Origin of the sequence: uncultured Roseobacter sp. (genome assembly GCF_947492555.1) — a bacterium.
In the GTDB taxonomy this organism is placed as follows: domain Bacteria; phylum Pseudomonadota; class Alphaproteobacteria; order Rhodobacterales; family Rhodobacteraceae; genus Roseobacter.
The window spans coordinates 1,098,626-1,111,829 of record NZ_CANLNE010000001.1 but is presented as its reverse complement, the minus strand read 5'-3'; the positions used below and the strand labels follow the sequence as shown (position 1 = coordinate 1,111,829).

Below are 13,204 nucleotides of genomic sequence, written 5' to 3'. Positions count from 1 at the left end.
CAGCTGGGCCTCGGTTGCCGCTTTCGCCCGTTTTTACCCCGTTGTAGGGTGAGACCATGACTCTGACCTTGCCGAATATTCTGACGATTGTCAGGCTGGTGGCCGCGCCCATGGTAGCGGTCATGTTCCTGTACTTCACGCGGCCCTACGCCGACTGGTTTGCATTGGTGCTGTTTGTGTCTGCCGCCATCACCGACTGGCTTGACGGCTATCTTGCAAGGGCCTGGAAGCAGGAAACCAAACTGGGGGCGATGCTCGACCCGATTGCCGACAAGGCGATGGTAGTGATCGCGCTGATGGTGATTGTCGGCTTTTCGGACGTCTATTGGACGCCTTGGTTGGTGTTACCTGCGACGGTTATCCTGTTTCGGGAGGTTTTTGTCTCGGGGCTGCGGGAGTTTCTGGGCGATACGGCGGGTACGCTGAAGGTGACGCCTTTGGCGAAATGGAAGACCACCGCACAGATGGTGGCGATTGCGGTGCTGTTCTCCCGTGGGATTTTCGAGCATCATCTGGTGATGAACAGCTATGGAATGGGTACACCGCTGATCGAGCAGGTGATGCGGGGCGAGGTCGAGGATGTAAATGGTCTGCGCGCGTTTTATCATGCGATGGTGTGGTCAGGACGGATTGGGCTTTGGATGCTATGGATTGCTGCGGCGCTGACGCTGATCTCCGGGTTCGATTACTTCCGAAAATCGGCCCCCTATCTGAAAGGATGAGAGCTCATGAATGTGTTGTATTTCGCCTGGGTGCGTGAGCGGATCGGTCTGCCGCGCGAGGAGGTTGAAAGCGCGGCCGAGACTGTATCGGATCTGGTCGATGAGCTAGTCGCACGCGAGGATCGCTACGCAGCGGCATTCGCGGATCGGTCTGCGCTGCGTGTGGCCATCGATCAGCAGTTGAGCGATTTCGATGCGCCGCTCAAGGGCGCACGCGAGGTGGCCTTCTTTCCGCCGATGACCGGGGGCTGAGCCCGATGCGGATTTTGGTGCAGGAGGCGCCCTTCGATCTGGGTGCGGAGACCAAGGAGTTCACTGCAGGTCACATGGATATCGGCGCGGTGGTGACCTTTACCGGTGTGGTGCGTGACAGCGAAAAGGCACCCTTGCAGGTTATGGAAATCGAACACTATCCCGGCATGACCGAATCCGCGCTGACTGAAATCGCGCAGGAGGCGCAAACCCGCTGGTCCTTGGGCGATGTGCTGGTCATTCACCGCTATGGCGCGCTGAAGCCAGGAGAGATGATCATGATGGTTGCCACCGCTGCCCGGCACCGCAAGGATGCCTTTGAAGCGGCGGAATTCCTGATGGATTACCTGAAGTCCCGCGCGCCCTTCTGGAAACGCGAGGTGACGGCGGCTGGCACCGATTGGGTGGCTGCAAAAGAGGAAGACGAAGACGCGCTCAGCCGTTGGTGAGCCAATTGACGTGCATCAAAGCGGGGCGTGATCACAGGCCTTAGTCTCCTGTCGAACCTGACAAAGAGGAGACAGGAGCGATGTTCAACAAAATCACAGTAGGTTTCGACGGATCTGAACCGTCGGAAAATGCGCTGCGGCTAGCCTGCGACCTGGCTGGGAAGTACGGATCAGAGCTCCATATTTCACACACCCCGAAGCCGGAAACGGTCGCTTTCGCGATGGGGGCTGTCGCGGGCTATCATGTTGCCACGACGATGCCTTCCGCTGAAGAGGTGGCCGAAGCGGCGCAAAAAGTACTGACCAAGGCGCGGGGTATTGCCGAAAGCGCGGGCTGCAAAGACCCAGTGGCCCATGTTGGCGATGGGGAGCCCGCACAGTCGCTGATTGATCATGCTGACGAGGTTGGCTGCGATCTGATCGTGACCGGGCGTCGAGGTTTGGGCAATCTCACTGGTATGGTTCTGGGCAGCACCTCCCAGAGGGTTGGCCATTTGGCCAAATGCGCCCATCTGACGGTGGCCTGAGTTTACCCGATGGGCTGGTGATTGACCCGTGCACGAAGCTCTTCCGCTTCGTGCCGGGCATCGCGAAGCCCGTCCATGGCGGCACGCAGTTCCGCTTCGGTCTGCGCCAGTTGGTTGGTCAGTTCCGCCTCGCGCTGCTGCAGGTATGTGATTGCCTGATCGCGGGTTTCTTCCGCTTCGTGAAGCTCTTGGCTCATACGGTCAAGCTGCGCCACGTCATCCGCAGCGACGCGGGTAAACCGATGTACGATCCAATTGGCAAACCAGCCCAGACAAAAGGCCACAAAGAGAATGATGGCCGTTGCCACGACAAATTCCGTCCTACTCATCCCCGCCTCCTTCAACCTCCGGACCATCTGCTGATGGCTCTGTATCACCGGATTCTGCGATGCTTTCCAGTGTTGTTTCTCGTTCTGGTTGAGATGGTGTGGGTCGAATGAGATGAAATTCGATACGCCGGTTGGCTTCACGGCCCGCATCGCTGTCGTTTTCGGCGATGGGTTGCGCTTCGCCATAGCCTTTGGCCACGAAGGAGCCTGTCAGAACACGGCGGGCGCGTAACTCGTTGAGTACTGATTCTGCCCGCGCTTGGCTAAGCGACAGGTTCATTTCCTCACGGCCCTGACTGTCCGTGTGCCCCTGCACCTCAAGACGGATATCGCCGCACTCCTTCAAGACCGCCGCGATATTGTCCATGGTTTCGAGCGCGCTGGGGTCGATCGTTGCGCTGCCCGGCTCAAAATTGATTTTTGCTGCCGACACGATTTCCGCAATGTCCGCCTCGCATTCCTCCGGGGTTGGTAGAGCGGCGATGGGATCCAGCGCTTCGACGTAGAGGACGTTGATGTCGAACGTGGCTTCCTGCCCCAGTTTGCTGGCCATGAAACGGGAGACGGTTGCACGGACATTCTGATTGCCGGAGTTGCCGGTCAGCCTGATGGTATCCGGCGTCACGGTCACAGCGCCATTATTGAGGTAGGCTAGGGCCTGAATGCCGGTCAGGACACGCGCGGACCAGTCGGGGGGGAGATCCGACACCACACGGGCGGCGGTATAGACGTTTTCAGACCCGAACTTCGCCCGTGCGAAGCTGTCGGCAACCTGGCGCATATTCTCGTCGGACAGCCGCCCGCGCAGCTGAACCTGACCCTCCGGGCTCAGAGTGGCAACGAATTCGGTCGGGCCGGAAGACGGATCTGGTGTTTCCGGCAGCACCGGATAAAGCGCAAAAACCTCGGGTAGGGCGTTCTCCAACTCGCCCGTGATCCGGTCAAAGAGCCGCTGGTCCGTGCCTTCGGCCGCCACGAGGGTTATATCGGCGTTTGAAAAGGTAACGCTGCCCGCGCCCAATTCTGCCAGAGCTGCAATCGCGGTTTCGGCGGCCTCTGCCCACCTAGGAGAGGGCACGCCCATCCCGATAGTGCATTGTCCCGGCCCGCTGAGCCCTGCGGCAAATGCGGCAGCCACAATGCGTTGCTGGGTGGCTTCCGTGTCGGCGGAGCAGGCGTCGAAACGCGCGCCCGCGTCATCCATGACAAAACGCAGGGTGAACGGCGTGATCACCGGGCGTGGCGCGGTGATGTTGAGAGACAGACGCAAGGCGGGTGGTGCTGCCCGTGTCAGGCGCGCTTCCATGTCAGATTTTGCCTCGGCGCTGTCGGCAATTGCGGTGATCTCGACCCGTCCGGCAGTGACTGACACTTTCGCGCGGGGCAAATCTTCGATGGCCGTTATGGCAAAGGCCAGCGCGTCCTCCCATCCGCTGGGCGCGGGGTAATCCGCTGTTTCCAAGAGATCGGTCACTGGCAGGTCACTCATCGCGTTGAACCCGGTCACCATCTCTTCGCGGTCTGTCGTTTCAGGGATCAGGCCAATGATCGACAACCCGGCGGTATTGCGCAGGACTTCCGCAGAAAACCGAGGGGGTGCGATGGAGGCAACCGCCACCACCTCCATCTGGTCAATAACCCGCGCCGCGTCCACGACCGAACCCGCTATGCTCAGAGCCCGAAACCGAAGGGCTTCGTTCGGAGCTGTCCCTGCGAGCACCAACCGGAGCCCATCCGCCTCGACTTCGGCCCATGTCAAAGCGTTCTCGTCCAGCGCGCTTCGAACACCGACTTCGGAGGCATCTTCGACCAGCTGTACGGAGGAATTCGCGGCCACGAGGGCAACCGTCGCCGCAGCGATAAAGGCAGATGCAGTCAGGGTGTAAGATGACAGGCCCATGGTCCCCTGGTGTCCGGTTAAGAGTCGTCTAGGTGATACGCCGCCCTGCCGGTGGATTCAATCACGCCAGCAGAGCCGCCACAAAAAAGAGCAGCGGTATCATGCCGGTATCCCGGTTGACGCGAAAGAGTTGGAGCAGTTTTGCGCTGTCCTCAATGTCCAACCCCCGCAATTGCCACGCCATGTGCCATCCCATCGCCCAAGGGCCGGCAAGAACAAGTACCATTGCCAGGACACTTGCTTCCGGCAGGGCGCTGAAAATCACGGCGAGGCCCATCAGCCCCACGGTCGCCATCAGGAAGCGTCGCAGCCAGGTGGCGGTTTTATCGCCGAAAAGGCGGGCGGTGGATTTGACGCCGATCAATGCGTCATCCTCGGTGTCCTGGTGGGCATAGATCGTGTCGTAAAACAGCGTCCAGGCGATGCCGGCGAGATAGAGAAGAACCGCCGGGGCATGCACCGTGCCGCTATGCGCGGCCCAGGCCAGCAGTGCCCCCCAGTTGAACGCAAGACCCAGGAAGACCTGCGGCCACCAGGTGAAGCGTTTTGCGAAAGGATAGATGGCGACGGGCAGCAGGGCCAGAGCGCCCAGGGCGATGGCTGTCATGTTGAAGGTCAACAGGATGCAGAACGCCAGCAAAGATTGCGTGCACATCCAGATCACGGCGCCTTTGACGGAGACTTGCCCCGATGGAATGGGGCGCGAGCGGGTGCGTTCGACGCTGTTGTCGAAATCCCGGTCGGTGATGTCGTTCCAGGTGCAGCCCGCACCGCGCATCAACCACGCCCCCAAGGCGCAGCCGACAGCGATCCAGAGATCTTCGGGGCCTGCGCGCTGATCATGGATCATTGCGAGTGCCAGCCCCCACCAGCAGGGCAGGAGCAACAGCCATGTGCCTATGGGGCGATCCGCCCGGCTGAGCCGCAGGTAGGGGCGCGACCACGCAGGTGCCATTGTGTCAACCCAATTGCCTTTTACTGCATCGGCCACTTGGCCATCTGGCGCAGCGGGTGGGCTTTGCATATGTATCTCCCCATGGACGGACAGGTGACAGCCAAGATCAGGCTTTTTGTAGAACACTCCCTGGGGCGGGGGCAATCGGTCCCTGTGTCGCGGGAGCAGGCCCATTACCTCTTTGGGGTGATGCGTCTTGGCGTGGGCGCACAGATACTGGTGTTCGATGGCCAGAACGGCGAGTGGCTGGCAGAGGTTATAGAGGCGGGCAAACGCGGCGGCGTGCTGCAGGTGGGGGCACAGACGCGGCCCCTGCACATGCCACCGGACCTGTGGCTGCTTTTTGCGCCGATCAAGAAGGCCCGGACAGATTTCATTGTGGAAAAGGCAGTGGAGCTTGGGGCTGCACGCATCCTTCCGGTTCAGACGCAGTACACAAATGCCGGGCGCGTTCAGCGGTCGCGTCTTCAGGCGCATGCCGTGGAAGCAGCGGAGCAATGCGGCGCCACCTACGTGCCGGAGGTGGCGGAGATGGTCCGGATGGATCGGCTACTCGCAGGGTGGGACACCGACCGGCGGATCATGTTCTGCGATGAGGCGCAGGTGGCCTTGAAGCCCACCCTACCTGCCACCCCAGGGCCTTGGGCGATCCTGATCGGGCCGGAGGGAGGCTTTTCCCCAGCCGAGCGAGAGAAGTTACACGGGTTTGACCACGCACATGCGGTGTCTCTGGGGCCGCGTATTCTGCGCGCAGACACGGCGGCGGTGGCGGCAATCACCCTGTGGCAACAGGCGTTGGGAGACTGGACATGATCCGCGAGGCGCGCCCGGAAGATGCGGCAGCACTCGAGGCATTTCTGCACCCTCATTCGGCGACATCCATGTTCTTGCGCGGCAACCTTGCGGCGCATGGCATCGGCAAGTCGGATCACGCCAACGGGACCACCTTCTACTTGTGCAGGTACAACGGTGACATCACCGGTGTCCTGGGTCGCACAAACGGTGGCTTTCTGATGTGTCAGGCGCCGGGTCAAGGAGCCGCATTCTGGTCGGATTGCGCGGAGGTGCTCGGGGGACGGCGGATCGTCGGCATGACGGGCGCGCCAGATCAGATCGGTGCATTGGCTACAGCCCTCGGGTTGCGTGATGCTGATTTTCGGTTGCGGCACGATGAGCCGCTATATGAATTGCGGTTGTTGGATCTGTCCGAAATGCCCTCCCAAAACAGGTGCCTGCGCAGGGCCGCGGCTGACGACGTCAGTTGGCTCGCGGACTGGTTTGACGGCTATCACCGGGATACCGGCAAGGGGACCCTCGATGGGGTCGATGGCATCAGCGCGGCGAAGAGATTCATCGACAAACCGGACGGACGTATAATGGAGGCCGATGGCGTGCCCTGTGCAATGTCGGCGCTGAATGCGCGGACGGAGGATATGGTGCAGATTGGGGGCGTTTATGTTCCAACGTGTCATCGCGGGCGAGGCCATGGTGCCCGAATCGTGGCGTTGCATCTGGCGGAATTGCGGGACGAAGGCATTACAAAGGCCATTTTATTTGCCGCCAGCCCCGTTGCAGCCCATGCCTATGAGAGCATCGGATTTCGACATATCGGGCACTACGGCATCGCCTTGCTGGAAACGCCTATGACTGCAGGCGAGACGCCATGACGTTTTTCAGACCCGAAGCAAAGGCGGCGCTGTGGCGTTGGCGGGAAGTGCTGGCGGGGGGCGCTGTTGCGCTCCTAGGGCTGTGGTGGCTTGTTGGGCCGGGGCAGTTGCTGGTGCTGCCCGCGATTGCCTTGTTGGTCGCCGGGGCAGCGCTCATTTGGGTCGGCGTTCAGCGCGCGCGTTTTCGCAGTGGCGGGCAGGGGCCAGGATCGGTCAGCGTCGATGAGGGGCAGATCACCTACTACGGCCCGCTGACCGGCGGCGTGATCGCGCTGCGCGAAATGACCGAACTGACCCTGGACAAGACCCTTTTCCCCGCACACTGGCGATTGCGGCAACCGGGTCAACCTGCCCTGCTCATCCCGGTGAACGCAGAGGGTGCGGAGGCGTTGTTCGACGCTTTTGCTACCCTGTCCGGCCTGCGGACAGAGCGCATGTTGCACGCGCTGCAGGGCGCGGAGAGACACGCCATCGTGATCTGGCAACGCGGGCCCGGAGAAACTGCACAGATCACTCTGCATTGACAGCCTGATCAAATCGTCCCATCCCTGATGTCTTGAATGCATTACCGAACGAACGGAGCCTCCCTCATGTCCATTCCTCAATCCGGTGGCGGCCCGATCACCTCTCATGACCAGTTGGCGCAATATCTCTCGGACGGGTGCAAGCCGAAAGAGGATTGGCGCATTGGCACCGAGCATGAGAAATTCGGCTACTGCAAGGACACGCTGAAGCCGCTGCCCTATGAAGGTGACAGGTCGATCCGGGTGATGCTGGAAGGTCTGCGGGATACACACGGCTGGTCGCCGGTGGAAGAGGGCGGTCATCTGATCGGGCTGGAAAAGGACGGGGCCAATATCAGCCTTGAACCGGGCGGACAGCTGGAGCTAAGCGGCGCACCACTGGAGACGATTCATGAGACCTGCGACGAGGTGAACACCCATCTGCGTGAAGTGCAGGATGTGGCGGACCGCATTGGTGCGGGTTTTATCGGGCTGGGGGCGGCGCCGGTCTGGCGCCACGACGACATGGATCTGATGCCCAAGGGCCGCTACAAGCTGATGAACGACTACATGGGCCGGGTGGGCACCATGGGGCGCGTGATGATGCGACGTACCTGCACAGTACAGGTCAATCTCGATTTCGGCTCCGAAGCGGATATGGTGCAGAAGATGCGCGTGGCGCTGGCCTTGCAGCCTGTGGCGACAGCGCTCTTTGCCAACTCACCGTTTTTTGAAGGCCGCCCGAACGGGCACAAATCCTGGCGCAGTGTGGCCTGGCGCAACCTTGATGCGGCGCGCACGGGTATGCTGCCGTTCGTTTTTGAAGACGGCTTCGGATTTGAACGTTGGGTGGACTATGCGCTCGATGTGCCGATGTATTTTGTTTACCGCGACGGGCAGTATGTCGATGCACTTGGGCAGTCTTTTCGCGATTTCCTCAAGGGCGAATTGCCCGCCTTGCCCGGCGAAATCCCGACGCTGAGCGATTGGGCCGACCATCTGACTACCGCCTTTCCCGAGGCGCGGATGAAGCGGTTCATAGAAATGCGCGGCGCTGATGGCGGCCCGTGGCGCAGGCTTTGCGCGCTGCCGGCCTTCTGGGTCGGGCTGATGTATGATCAAACCGCGCTCGACGCGGCCTGGGACCTGGTGAAAAGCTGGGATATGGGCACCCGTGACCTGATGCGCGTGGCGGCGTCTGTTGACGGGCTGCAGGCAGAGGTGCACGGCATCAAGCTGCACGACATCGCCCGCGAAGCGGTGGCGATCAGTATGAGCGGCCTGAAGTCGCGCGCGCGGGCGGGTGCAGGGGGTATGGTCCCTGACGAAACCCATTTTCTGAACGCGCTGCACGAGAGCATCGAGAGCGGCAAGGTGCCAGCCGATGAGCTGCTGGAGCAGTACAACGGGGCGTGGGATGGCGATCTCAGCCGGATTTACGCCGAATACTCGTACTGACAGATAGCGTCGCGACGTGTTATTCCGGCCTGACGCGTGCGGGGCAGAACGGTAGATCGGCGCGTTCCCGTTCAGACATGCGCGCAATGTCGGGATGCGAGAGGGGATCCCGTTCAAATCGGGTTTTGTCCGACAGGCGCTGTGAGGTCGGCAGGAGTTTTGTCCAGAGACCTCTGAATCTTATGGCGAGGGCATGTGTCATGGCACCAAGATGGTGTCCCAGTGGTCAATTCTGAATCGACTTTGAGATAAGGCGCGTTTAGATTTTCTAAATGCAAAACCTCAATGCCATTCCGCTTTCCTCACTCAGAACGATTGAGGTGATCGCACGCAACGGAACATTGCGGGCTGCCGCCGATGAACTGGGTGTTACCCCCGGTGCCCTGAGCCAACGCCTCGCCAAAGCTGAGGCTGCTTTGGGCCAGGTCTTGTTTACCCGCACCTCGACGGGTCTGCAGCCGACGGAGATCTGCGCCCAGATATCACCGCGCCTGACGGCCGCGATTGGTGAGCTGTCCTTGGTTGTGTCCGACGTGCAGGCGATTGGACAGAACACGCTGACCGTCACCGTGGCACCGATCTTTGCAAGCCGTTGGCTGATCTGGAGGATAAAGGACTTCAATGATCTGAACCCGGAGATCAGCCTGAGGGTCTTGCCCGCTGTCGATGTCGCCGATCTGGACCATTCCGAGGTCGATATCGGCATCCGTGTTGGGGAAGACCCCGCCTTGGGCGCCGGGGCCACGAAACTGCTCGATCAGCGTGTCTTCCCGGTCTGCTCGCCGGAGATTGCGGCGCGCATAAAGTCTCCTGACGATCTCTTTACCGTTCCCATCATTCGAGAGAACGAATTGCTCTATGGTTGGCGGCCCTGGCTTTCCGAGATGGGTTTGGAGGGGCGCGATCTGAGCTTTGGACCGACATACGCGGACGCCTCATTGTGTTTGGATGCCGCGATGACAGGGCAGGGCGTGTTCATGGCCTGGGAGACACTTGCCTGCGACGCTCTGGAACGTGGACAGATCGTTGCCCCGTTCGACGTCAGGTCTTTGACAGGTGCCGTCTACTGGTTTGCTGTCCGCACGCGTTCTCAACGGAACCCGAGTGTCAGAAAGTTCAAATCCTGGCTTGAAACCGAATTGGCGTGCTCCGTCAGGTACTGGAACAAACAACCGGAAACCGGCGCGTAGGTTCGCAGAGATTGGCTCTGAGATTTTTTGATCTGTGCAAAGCTTCTCAGCAGCCAAAAGGCCCCGGATTACTCCGAGGCCCCTGCAGTTTCTATCCTGGCTTAGCTTATTGTGGAATTTCGCCGGTCAGGCCTTCCACGTAGAAATTCATACCCGCAAGCGTACCGTCATCGGCCACTTCGCCATCGGCCAGCCAGTCGCTGCCATCCTGCTTTTTCAGGGGGCCGGTGAAGGGATGGTAGGAGCCGTCCGCAATGGCCGCTTTCATGGCCAGGGCCTCTTCCTTCACATCGGCAGGCACCGCGTCGGAAATCTCGCCAATGCCCACCATGCCCGGGCCAATACCGTCCCATGTGTCGGTGCTTTCCCATGTACCGTCCATCACCGCCTTGGTGCGCGCGATATAGTAGGGTGCCCAGTCGTCAATGATCGAAGACACACGCGGGAAGGGAGCGTATTGGCCCATATCCGAGGCCTGTCCAAAGGTGACCACATTGCCAGCTTCCTGCGCCGCCGCCTGCGGAGCGGTGGAATCGGTGTGCTGCAGCACCACATCGGCGCCCTGTTCGATCAGAACCTTGGCGGCATCCGCCTCCTTGGCCGGGTCAAACCACGTGTAGGCCCAGACGATGCGGAATTCGACGTCCGGGTTTACCTTTTGTGCGTGGATGAAGGCAGAGTTGATGCCGCGGATCACTTCGGGGATCGGGTAGGAGCCGATGTAGCCGATGATGTTCGACTTGGTCATCTTGCCCGCGATATGGCCCTGAATTGCGCGGCCTTCGTAGAACCGTGCGGAGTAGGTCGAGACATTGTCCGCCCGCTTGTACCCGGTGGCGTGCTCGAATTTCACGTCTGGGAATTTCTTGGCGATGTTGATCGTGGGGTCCATGTAGCCAAAGGAGGTGGTGAAGATCAGATCGGCACCGTCCAAGGCCATCTGCGTCATCACCCGCTCGCTGTCCGGGCCTTCGGCCACGTTTTCGACGTAAACGGTTTCGACAGCATCCCCGAGCGCTTCCTCGACCGCAAGGCGGCCCTTATTGTGCTCATAGGTCCAGCCGCCGTCGCCGATTGGTCCGACAAAGACAAAGCCGACCTTGGTTTTTTCATGGCCGTCGGCATAGGCGCCGCCTGCCAAACCAAGCGCCACCGCGGCGCTGGCCAGAAGGGTTGTGAGTTTCATTTCAGGTCTTCCCCATGTTGAACCGCCCCTTATCCGAGGCGTTGATTGGCCCCTAGTGAGAGGCGTGGAATGTCCGGCCCAGAGAACCGGGCGCCGCGCTTTTATCCGCAGAAAGGATGACCAGCACGACGATGGTGATAATGTAAGGCGACATTGCCAGATATTCGACGGGAATGGCAACGCCCGCGCCCTGCAGATTGAGTTGCAATTGCGTGATCCCGCCAAAAAGATAGGCACCCAGCAGCACACGCCATGGCTTCCAACTGGCGAATACCACCAGTGCGAGCGCAATCCATCCGACACCCGCGGTCATGCCTTCGGTCCATTGCGGCACGCGGATCAGGCTGATGTAAGCGCCGCCCATCCCCGCGCAGGCCCCGCCGAACATGATCGCCAGCGTGCGGATGCGAACGACTTTGTAGCCGAGCGCGTGAGCGGCATCGTGGTTTTCCCCGACCGCGCGCAGGATGAGACCCACGCGGGTGAATTTCAGTGTGGCCCAGACTGCGGCTACCAGCAGCAGCCCAAAGTAAAGTACCGGATCGTGGGAAAAGAGGATCGGCCCAGTAATGGGAATATCCGTGAGAAAACCAAAGTTGATATCCGGCATCCGGGGCGGTTTGACCCCTACATATCCCTGCCCCAGAAGCGCAGAGAGCCCTAAGCCGAAGAGGGTGAGCGCGAGGCCGGAGGCTACTTGATTGGCGAGTGCCACCTGGGTCAGCAGCGCAAAGAGCAGGCTGAGAAGCGCGCCTCCTGCTGCGGCCGCCAGAAAGCCCGTCAGCGGTGATCCGGTCTCCACGGCGATGGCAAAGCCGCAGATGGCCCCGAGGATCATCATGCCTTCGACGCCGAGGTTGAGCACGCCCGCCCGTTCAACCACCAGTTCCCCGGTGGCCGCGAGCAGGATTGGGGTTGCCGCGCTCATCAGGGCCGCAATCAGAAGGATCGGATTGATGACAGAAAGATCCATCTAGACAGTCTCCGCCCGGCCAAACCGCAGCCGGTAATTGGTGAAAAGATCGAGTGCCAGCAGGAAGAACAGCAACATGCCCTGAAACACCTGAATGGCGGCGGCGGGCAGGCCCAACTGGCTTTGTGCGATATCGCCGCCGATGTAGGTCAGCGCCATCAGCAAGCCTGCCAGCACGATCCCGACCGGGTGCAACCGACCGAGAAAGGCAACAATAATGGCGGTAAACCCATAGCCCACGTTGAAGTCGATACTGACTTGTCCCGCCGGGCCGGCGACCTCGAACAGTCCCGCCAGCCCCGCCAGCATGCCGGAGGTGCCAAGGCAAAAGAGGATGAGGCGGCTGGGGTTCACACCGGCAAACCGCGCGGCGCGCGGCGCTTCCCCGGTGACCCGCACCGCAAAGCCAAGCCGGTGCCGGGCCAGCAGCACATAGGCAAAAATCACCGCGATCAGTGCTGCAACCACACCCCAGTGCATACCGGACCCGGCAATGATTTCGGCGTTATGGGCGCTGTCATATTGCTGCAGATTGCGACTGCCCGGAAAGCCGAACCCCTCGGGGTTCTTCAGCAGTCCCAACGACATGGAGGCGAGAAACTGCTCGGCGACGTAGACCAGCATCAGCGAAACGAGGATCTCGTTGGTGCCGAAGCGGACCTTCAGCAAGGCCGGAATCATTGCCCAGATCCAACCACCAAACGCCCCTGCGAGAACCATGGCGGGAAAGATCAGCACACTCTCTGCGGGGTAAAACGCCAACCCCATACCGGCCCCGAACAGCGCGCCCATGATGTATTGACCTTCGGCACCGATGTTCCAGATCCCGGCCTTGAACCCGAGGCTGAGACCGATGGCGATCAGCACCAGCGGCGCGCCTTTAATCAGCAGTTGCGGGCGATAGTAAAACGCGAACTCACCAAACAGCGGCTCCCAGAAAATCGTCACAATCGACTGCACTGGATCCTTGCCAAGTGCTGCGAACAAAAGCCCACCGAACAAGAACGTCGCCAAGACTGCCAATAGGGGGGTGACATAGGCAAAAAACCGGCTCGGCTGTGGCCGCTTCTCCAACCAGATCATGGGATTGGCC

Annotated in this window: 15 protein-coding genes; 9 read left to right on the top strand and 6 right to left on the bottom strand. The window is 60.6% G+C overall.

Annotation, left to right across the window (positions count from 1 at the left end; translation table 11 throughout):
* The first annotated feature begins 56 nt into the window (after nt 1-56).
* The 4 genes from pgsA to Q1A07_RS05375 all read left to right on the top strand — a co-directional run bounded on the left by pgsA (nt 57) and on the right by Q1A07_RS05375 (nt 1,950).
* On the top strand, nt 57-722 hold the full coding sequence (pgsA, locus tag Q1A07_RS05390) for a CDP-diacylglycerol--glycerol-3-phosphate 3-phosphatidyltransferase (RefSeq protein ID WP_299778476.1): 666 nt from the start codon (nt 57-59) through the stop codon (nt 720-722).
* Nucleotides 723-728: 6 nt separating this feature from the next.
* The gene (gene moaD / locus Q1A07_RS05385) at nt 729-974 is read left to right on the top strand and encodes a molybdopterin converting factor subunit 1 (protein ID WP_299778474.1); all 246 of its coding nucleotides are present in this window, start codon (nt 729-731) and stop codon (nt 972-974) included.
* Nucleotides 975-979: 5 nt separating this feature from the next.
* Nucleotides 980-1,423, top strand: a complete 444-nt coding sequence (locus tag Q1A07_RS05380; RefSeq protein ID WP_299778472.1) for a molybdenum cofactor biosynthesis protein MoaE — start codon at nt 980-982, stop codon at nt 1,421-1,423.
* Nucleotides 1,424-1,503: 80 nt separating this feature from the next.
* On the top strand, nt 1,504-1,950 hold the full coding sequence (locus tag Q1A07_RS05375) for a universal stress protein (protein WP_299778470.1): 447 nt from the start codon (nt 1,504-1,506) through the stop codon (nt 1,948-1,950).
* Between the two features lie 2 nt (nt 1,951-1,952).
* On the opposite strand, the gene Q1A07_RS05370 is transcribed toward Q1A07_RS05375, so the two are convergent.
* The 3 genes from Q1A07_RS05370 to ubiA form a co-directional block, all read right to left on the bottom strand.
* On the bottom strand, nt 1,953-2,279 hold the full coding sequence (locus Q1A07_RS05370; protein ID WP_299778468.1) for a hypothetical protein: 327 nt from the start codon (nt 2,277-2,279) through the stop codon (nt 1,953-1,955).
* Complete coding sequence (locus Q1A07_RS05365; RefSeq protein WP_299778466.1) at nt 2,272-4,179, bottom strand: OmpA family protein; 1,908 nt, start codon at nt 4,177-4,179, stop codon at nt 2,272-2,274. Before Q1A07_RS05365 ends, Q1A07_RS05370 begins: the two co-directional genes overlap by 8 nt.
* A gap of 61 nt (nt 4,180-4,240) precedes the next feature.
* Nucleotides 4,241-5,203 carry a 4-hydroxybenzoate octaprenyltransferase gene (gene ubiA / locus Q1A07_RS05360; RefSeq protein WP_299778464.1) on the bottom strand — a complete coding sequence of 321 codons (963 nt, stop codon included), beginning with the start codon at nt 5,201-5,203 and terminating at the stop codon, nt 4,241-4,243.
* Nucleotides 5,204-5,227: 24 nt separating this feature from the next.
* Here ubiA and Q1A07_RS05355 point away from each other — a divergent pair, with 24 nt between their 5' ends.
* From Q1A07_RS05355 to Q1A07_RS05335, 5 genes are all read left to right on the top strand, one after another.
* Entirely contained in the window at nt 5,228-5,947 is a 720-nt protein-coding gene (locus Q1A07_RS05355; RefSeq protein WP_299779180.1) for a 16S rRNA (uracil(1498)-N(3))-methyltransferase, read from the top strand.
* Complete coding sequence (locus tag Q1A07_RS05350) at nt 5,944-6,801, top strand: GNAT family N-acetyltransferase (RefSeq protein ID WP_299778462.1); 858 nt, start codon at nt 5,944-5,946, stop codon at nt 6,799-6,801. Before Q1A07_RS05355 ends, Q1A07_RS05350 begins: the two co-directional genes overlap by 4 nt.
* Nucleotides 6,798-7,325 (top strand): hypothetical protein, encoded by a 528-nt coding sequence (locus tag Q1A07_RS05345; RefSeq protein WP_299778460.1) that lies wholly within the window; start codon nt 6,798-6,800, stop codon nt 7,323-7,325. The genes Q1A07_RS05350 and Q1A07_RS05345 overlap by 4 nt, the downstream gene beginning before the upstream one ends.
* Nucleotides 7,326-7,391: 66 nt before the next feature.
* Entirely contained in the window at nt 7,392-8,762 is a 1,371-nt protein-coding gene (locus Q1A07_RS05340) for a glutamate--cysteine ligase (protein WP_299778458.1), read from the top strand.
* A gap of 272 nt (nt 8,763-9,034) precedes the next feature.
* The gene (locus Q1A07_RS05335; protein ID WP_299778456.1) at nt 9,035-9,952 is read left to right on the top strand and encodes a LysR substrate-binding domain-containing protein; all 918 of its coding nucleotides are present in this window, start codon (nt 9,035-9,037) and stop codon (nt 9,950-9,952) included.
* A 106-nt stretch (nt 9,953-10,058) separates the two neighbouring features.
* Here Q1A07_RS05335 and Q1A07_RS05330 read toward each other — a convergent pair whose 3' ends face one another.
* The 3 genes from Q1A07_RS05330 to Q1A07_RS05320 are packed head-to-tail and all read right to left on the bottom strand — an operon-like array spanning nt 10,059 to nt 13,194.
* Nucleotides 10,059-11,138: a BMP family ABC transporter substrate-binding protein gene (locus tag Q1A07_RS05330; protein ID WP_299778454.1), complete on the bottom strand. Its 1,080-nt coding sequence runs from the start codon at nt 11,136-11,138 to the stop codon at nt 10,059-10,061.
* Between the two features lie 52 nt (nt 11,139-11,190).
* A complete protein-coding gene (locus Q1A07_RS05325; RefSeq protein WP_299778452.1) occupies nt 11,191-12,111 on the bottom strand; it encodes an ABC transporter permease in 921 nt (306 codons plus the stop codon).
* The gene (locus Q1A07_RS05320) at nt 12,112-13,194 is read right to left on the bottom strand and encodes an ABC transporter permease (protein WP_299778451.1); all 1,083 of its coding nucleotides are present in this window, start codon (nt 13,192-13,194) and stop codon (nt 12,112-12,114) included.
* Nucleotides 13,195-13,204: the final 10 nt, after the last annotated feature.

Excerpts from the sequence above, each read along its gene's own strand:
- pgsA (WP_299778476.1), top strand. The coding sequence starts at position 57 with ATGACTCTGACCTTGCCGAATATTCTGACGATTGTCAGGCTGGTGGCC.
- moaD (WP_299778474.1), top strand. The coding sequence starts at position 729 with ATGAATGTGTTGTATTTCGCCTGGGTGCGTGAGCGGATCGGTCTGCCG.
- Q1A07_RS05380 (WP_299778472.1), top strand. The coding sequence starts at position 980 with ATGCGGATTTTGGTGCAGGAGGCGCCCTTCGATCTGGGTGCGGAGACC.
- Q1A07_RS05375 (WP_299778470.1), top strand. The coding sequence starts at position 1,504 with ATGTTCAACAAAATCACAGTAGGTTTCGACGGATCTGAACCGTCGGAA.
- Q1A07_RS05370 (WP_299778468.1), bottom strand. The coding sequence starts at position 2,279 with ATGAGTAGGACGGAATTTGTCGTGGCAACGGCCATCATTCTCTTTGTG.
- Q1A07_RS05365 (WP_299778466.1), bottom strand. The coding sequence starts at position 4,179 with ATGGGCCTGTCATCTTACACCCTGACTGCATCTGCCTTTATCGCTGCG.
- ubiA (WP_299778464.1), bottom strand. The coding sequence starts at position 5,203 with ATGCAAAGCCCACCCGCTGCGCCAGATGGCCAAGTGGCCGATGCAGTA.
- Q1A07_RS05350 (WP_299778462.1), top strand. The coding sequence starts at position 5,944 with ATGATCCGCGAGGCGCGCCCGGAAGATGCGGCAGCACTCGAGGCATTT.
- Q1A07_RS05345 (WP_299778460.1), top strand. The coding sequence starts at position 6,798 with ATGACGTTTTTCAGACCCGAAGCAAAGGCGGCGCTGTGGCGTTGGCGG.
- Q1A07_RS05340 (WP_299778458.1), top strand. The coding sequence starts at position 7,392 with ATGTCCATTCCTCAATCCGGTGGCGGCCCGATCACCTCTCATGACCAG.
- Q1A07_RS05335 (WP_299778456.1), top strand. The coding sequence starts at position 9,035 with ATGCAAAACCTCAATGCCATTCCGCTTTCCTCACTCAGAACGATTGAG.
- Q1A07_RS05330 (WP_299778454.1), bottom strand. The coding sequence starts at position 11,138 with ATGAAACTCACAACCCTTCTGGCCAGCGCCGCGGTGGCGCTTGGTTTG.
- Q1A07_RS05325 (WP_299778452.1), bottom strand. The coding sequence starts at position 12,111 with ATGGATCTTTCTGTCATCAATCCGATCCTTCTGATTGCGGCCCTGATG.
- Q1A07_RS05320 (WP_299778451.1), bottom strand. The coding sequence starts at position 13,194 with ATGATCTGGTTGGAGAAGCGGCCACAGCCGAGCCGGTTTTTTGCCTAT.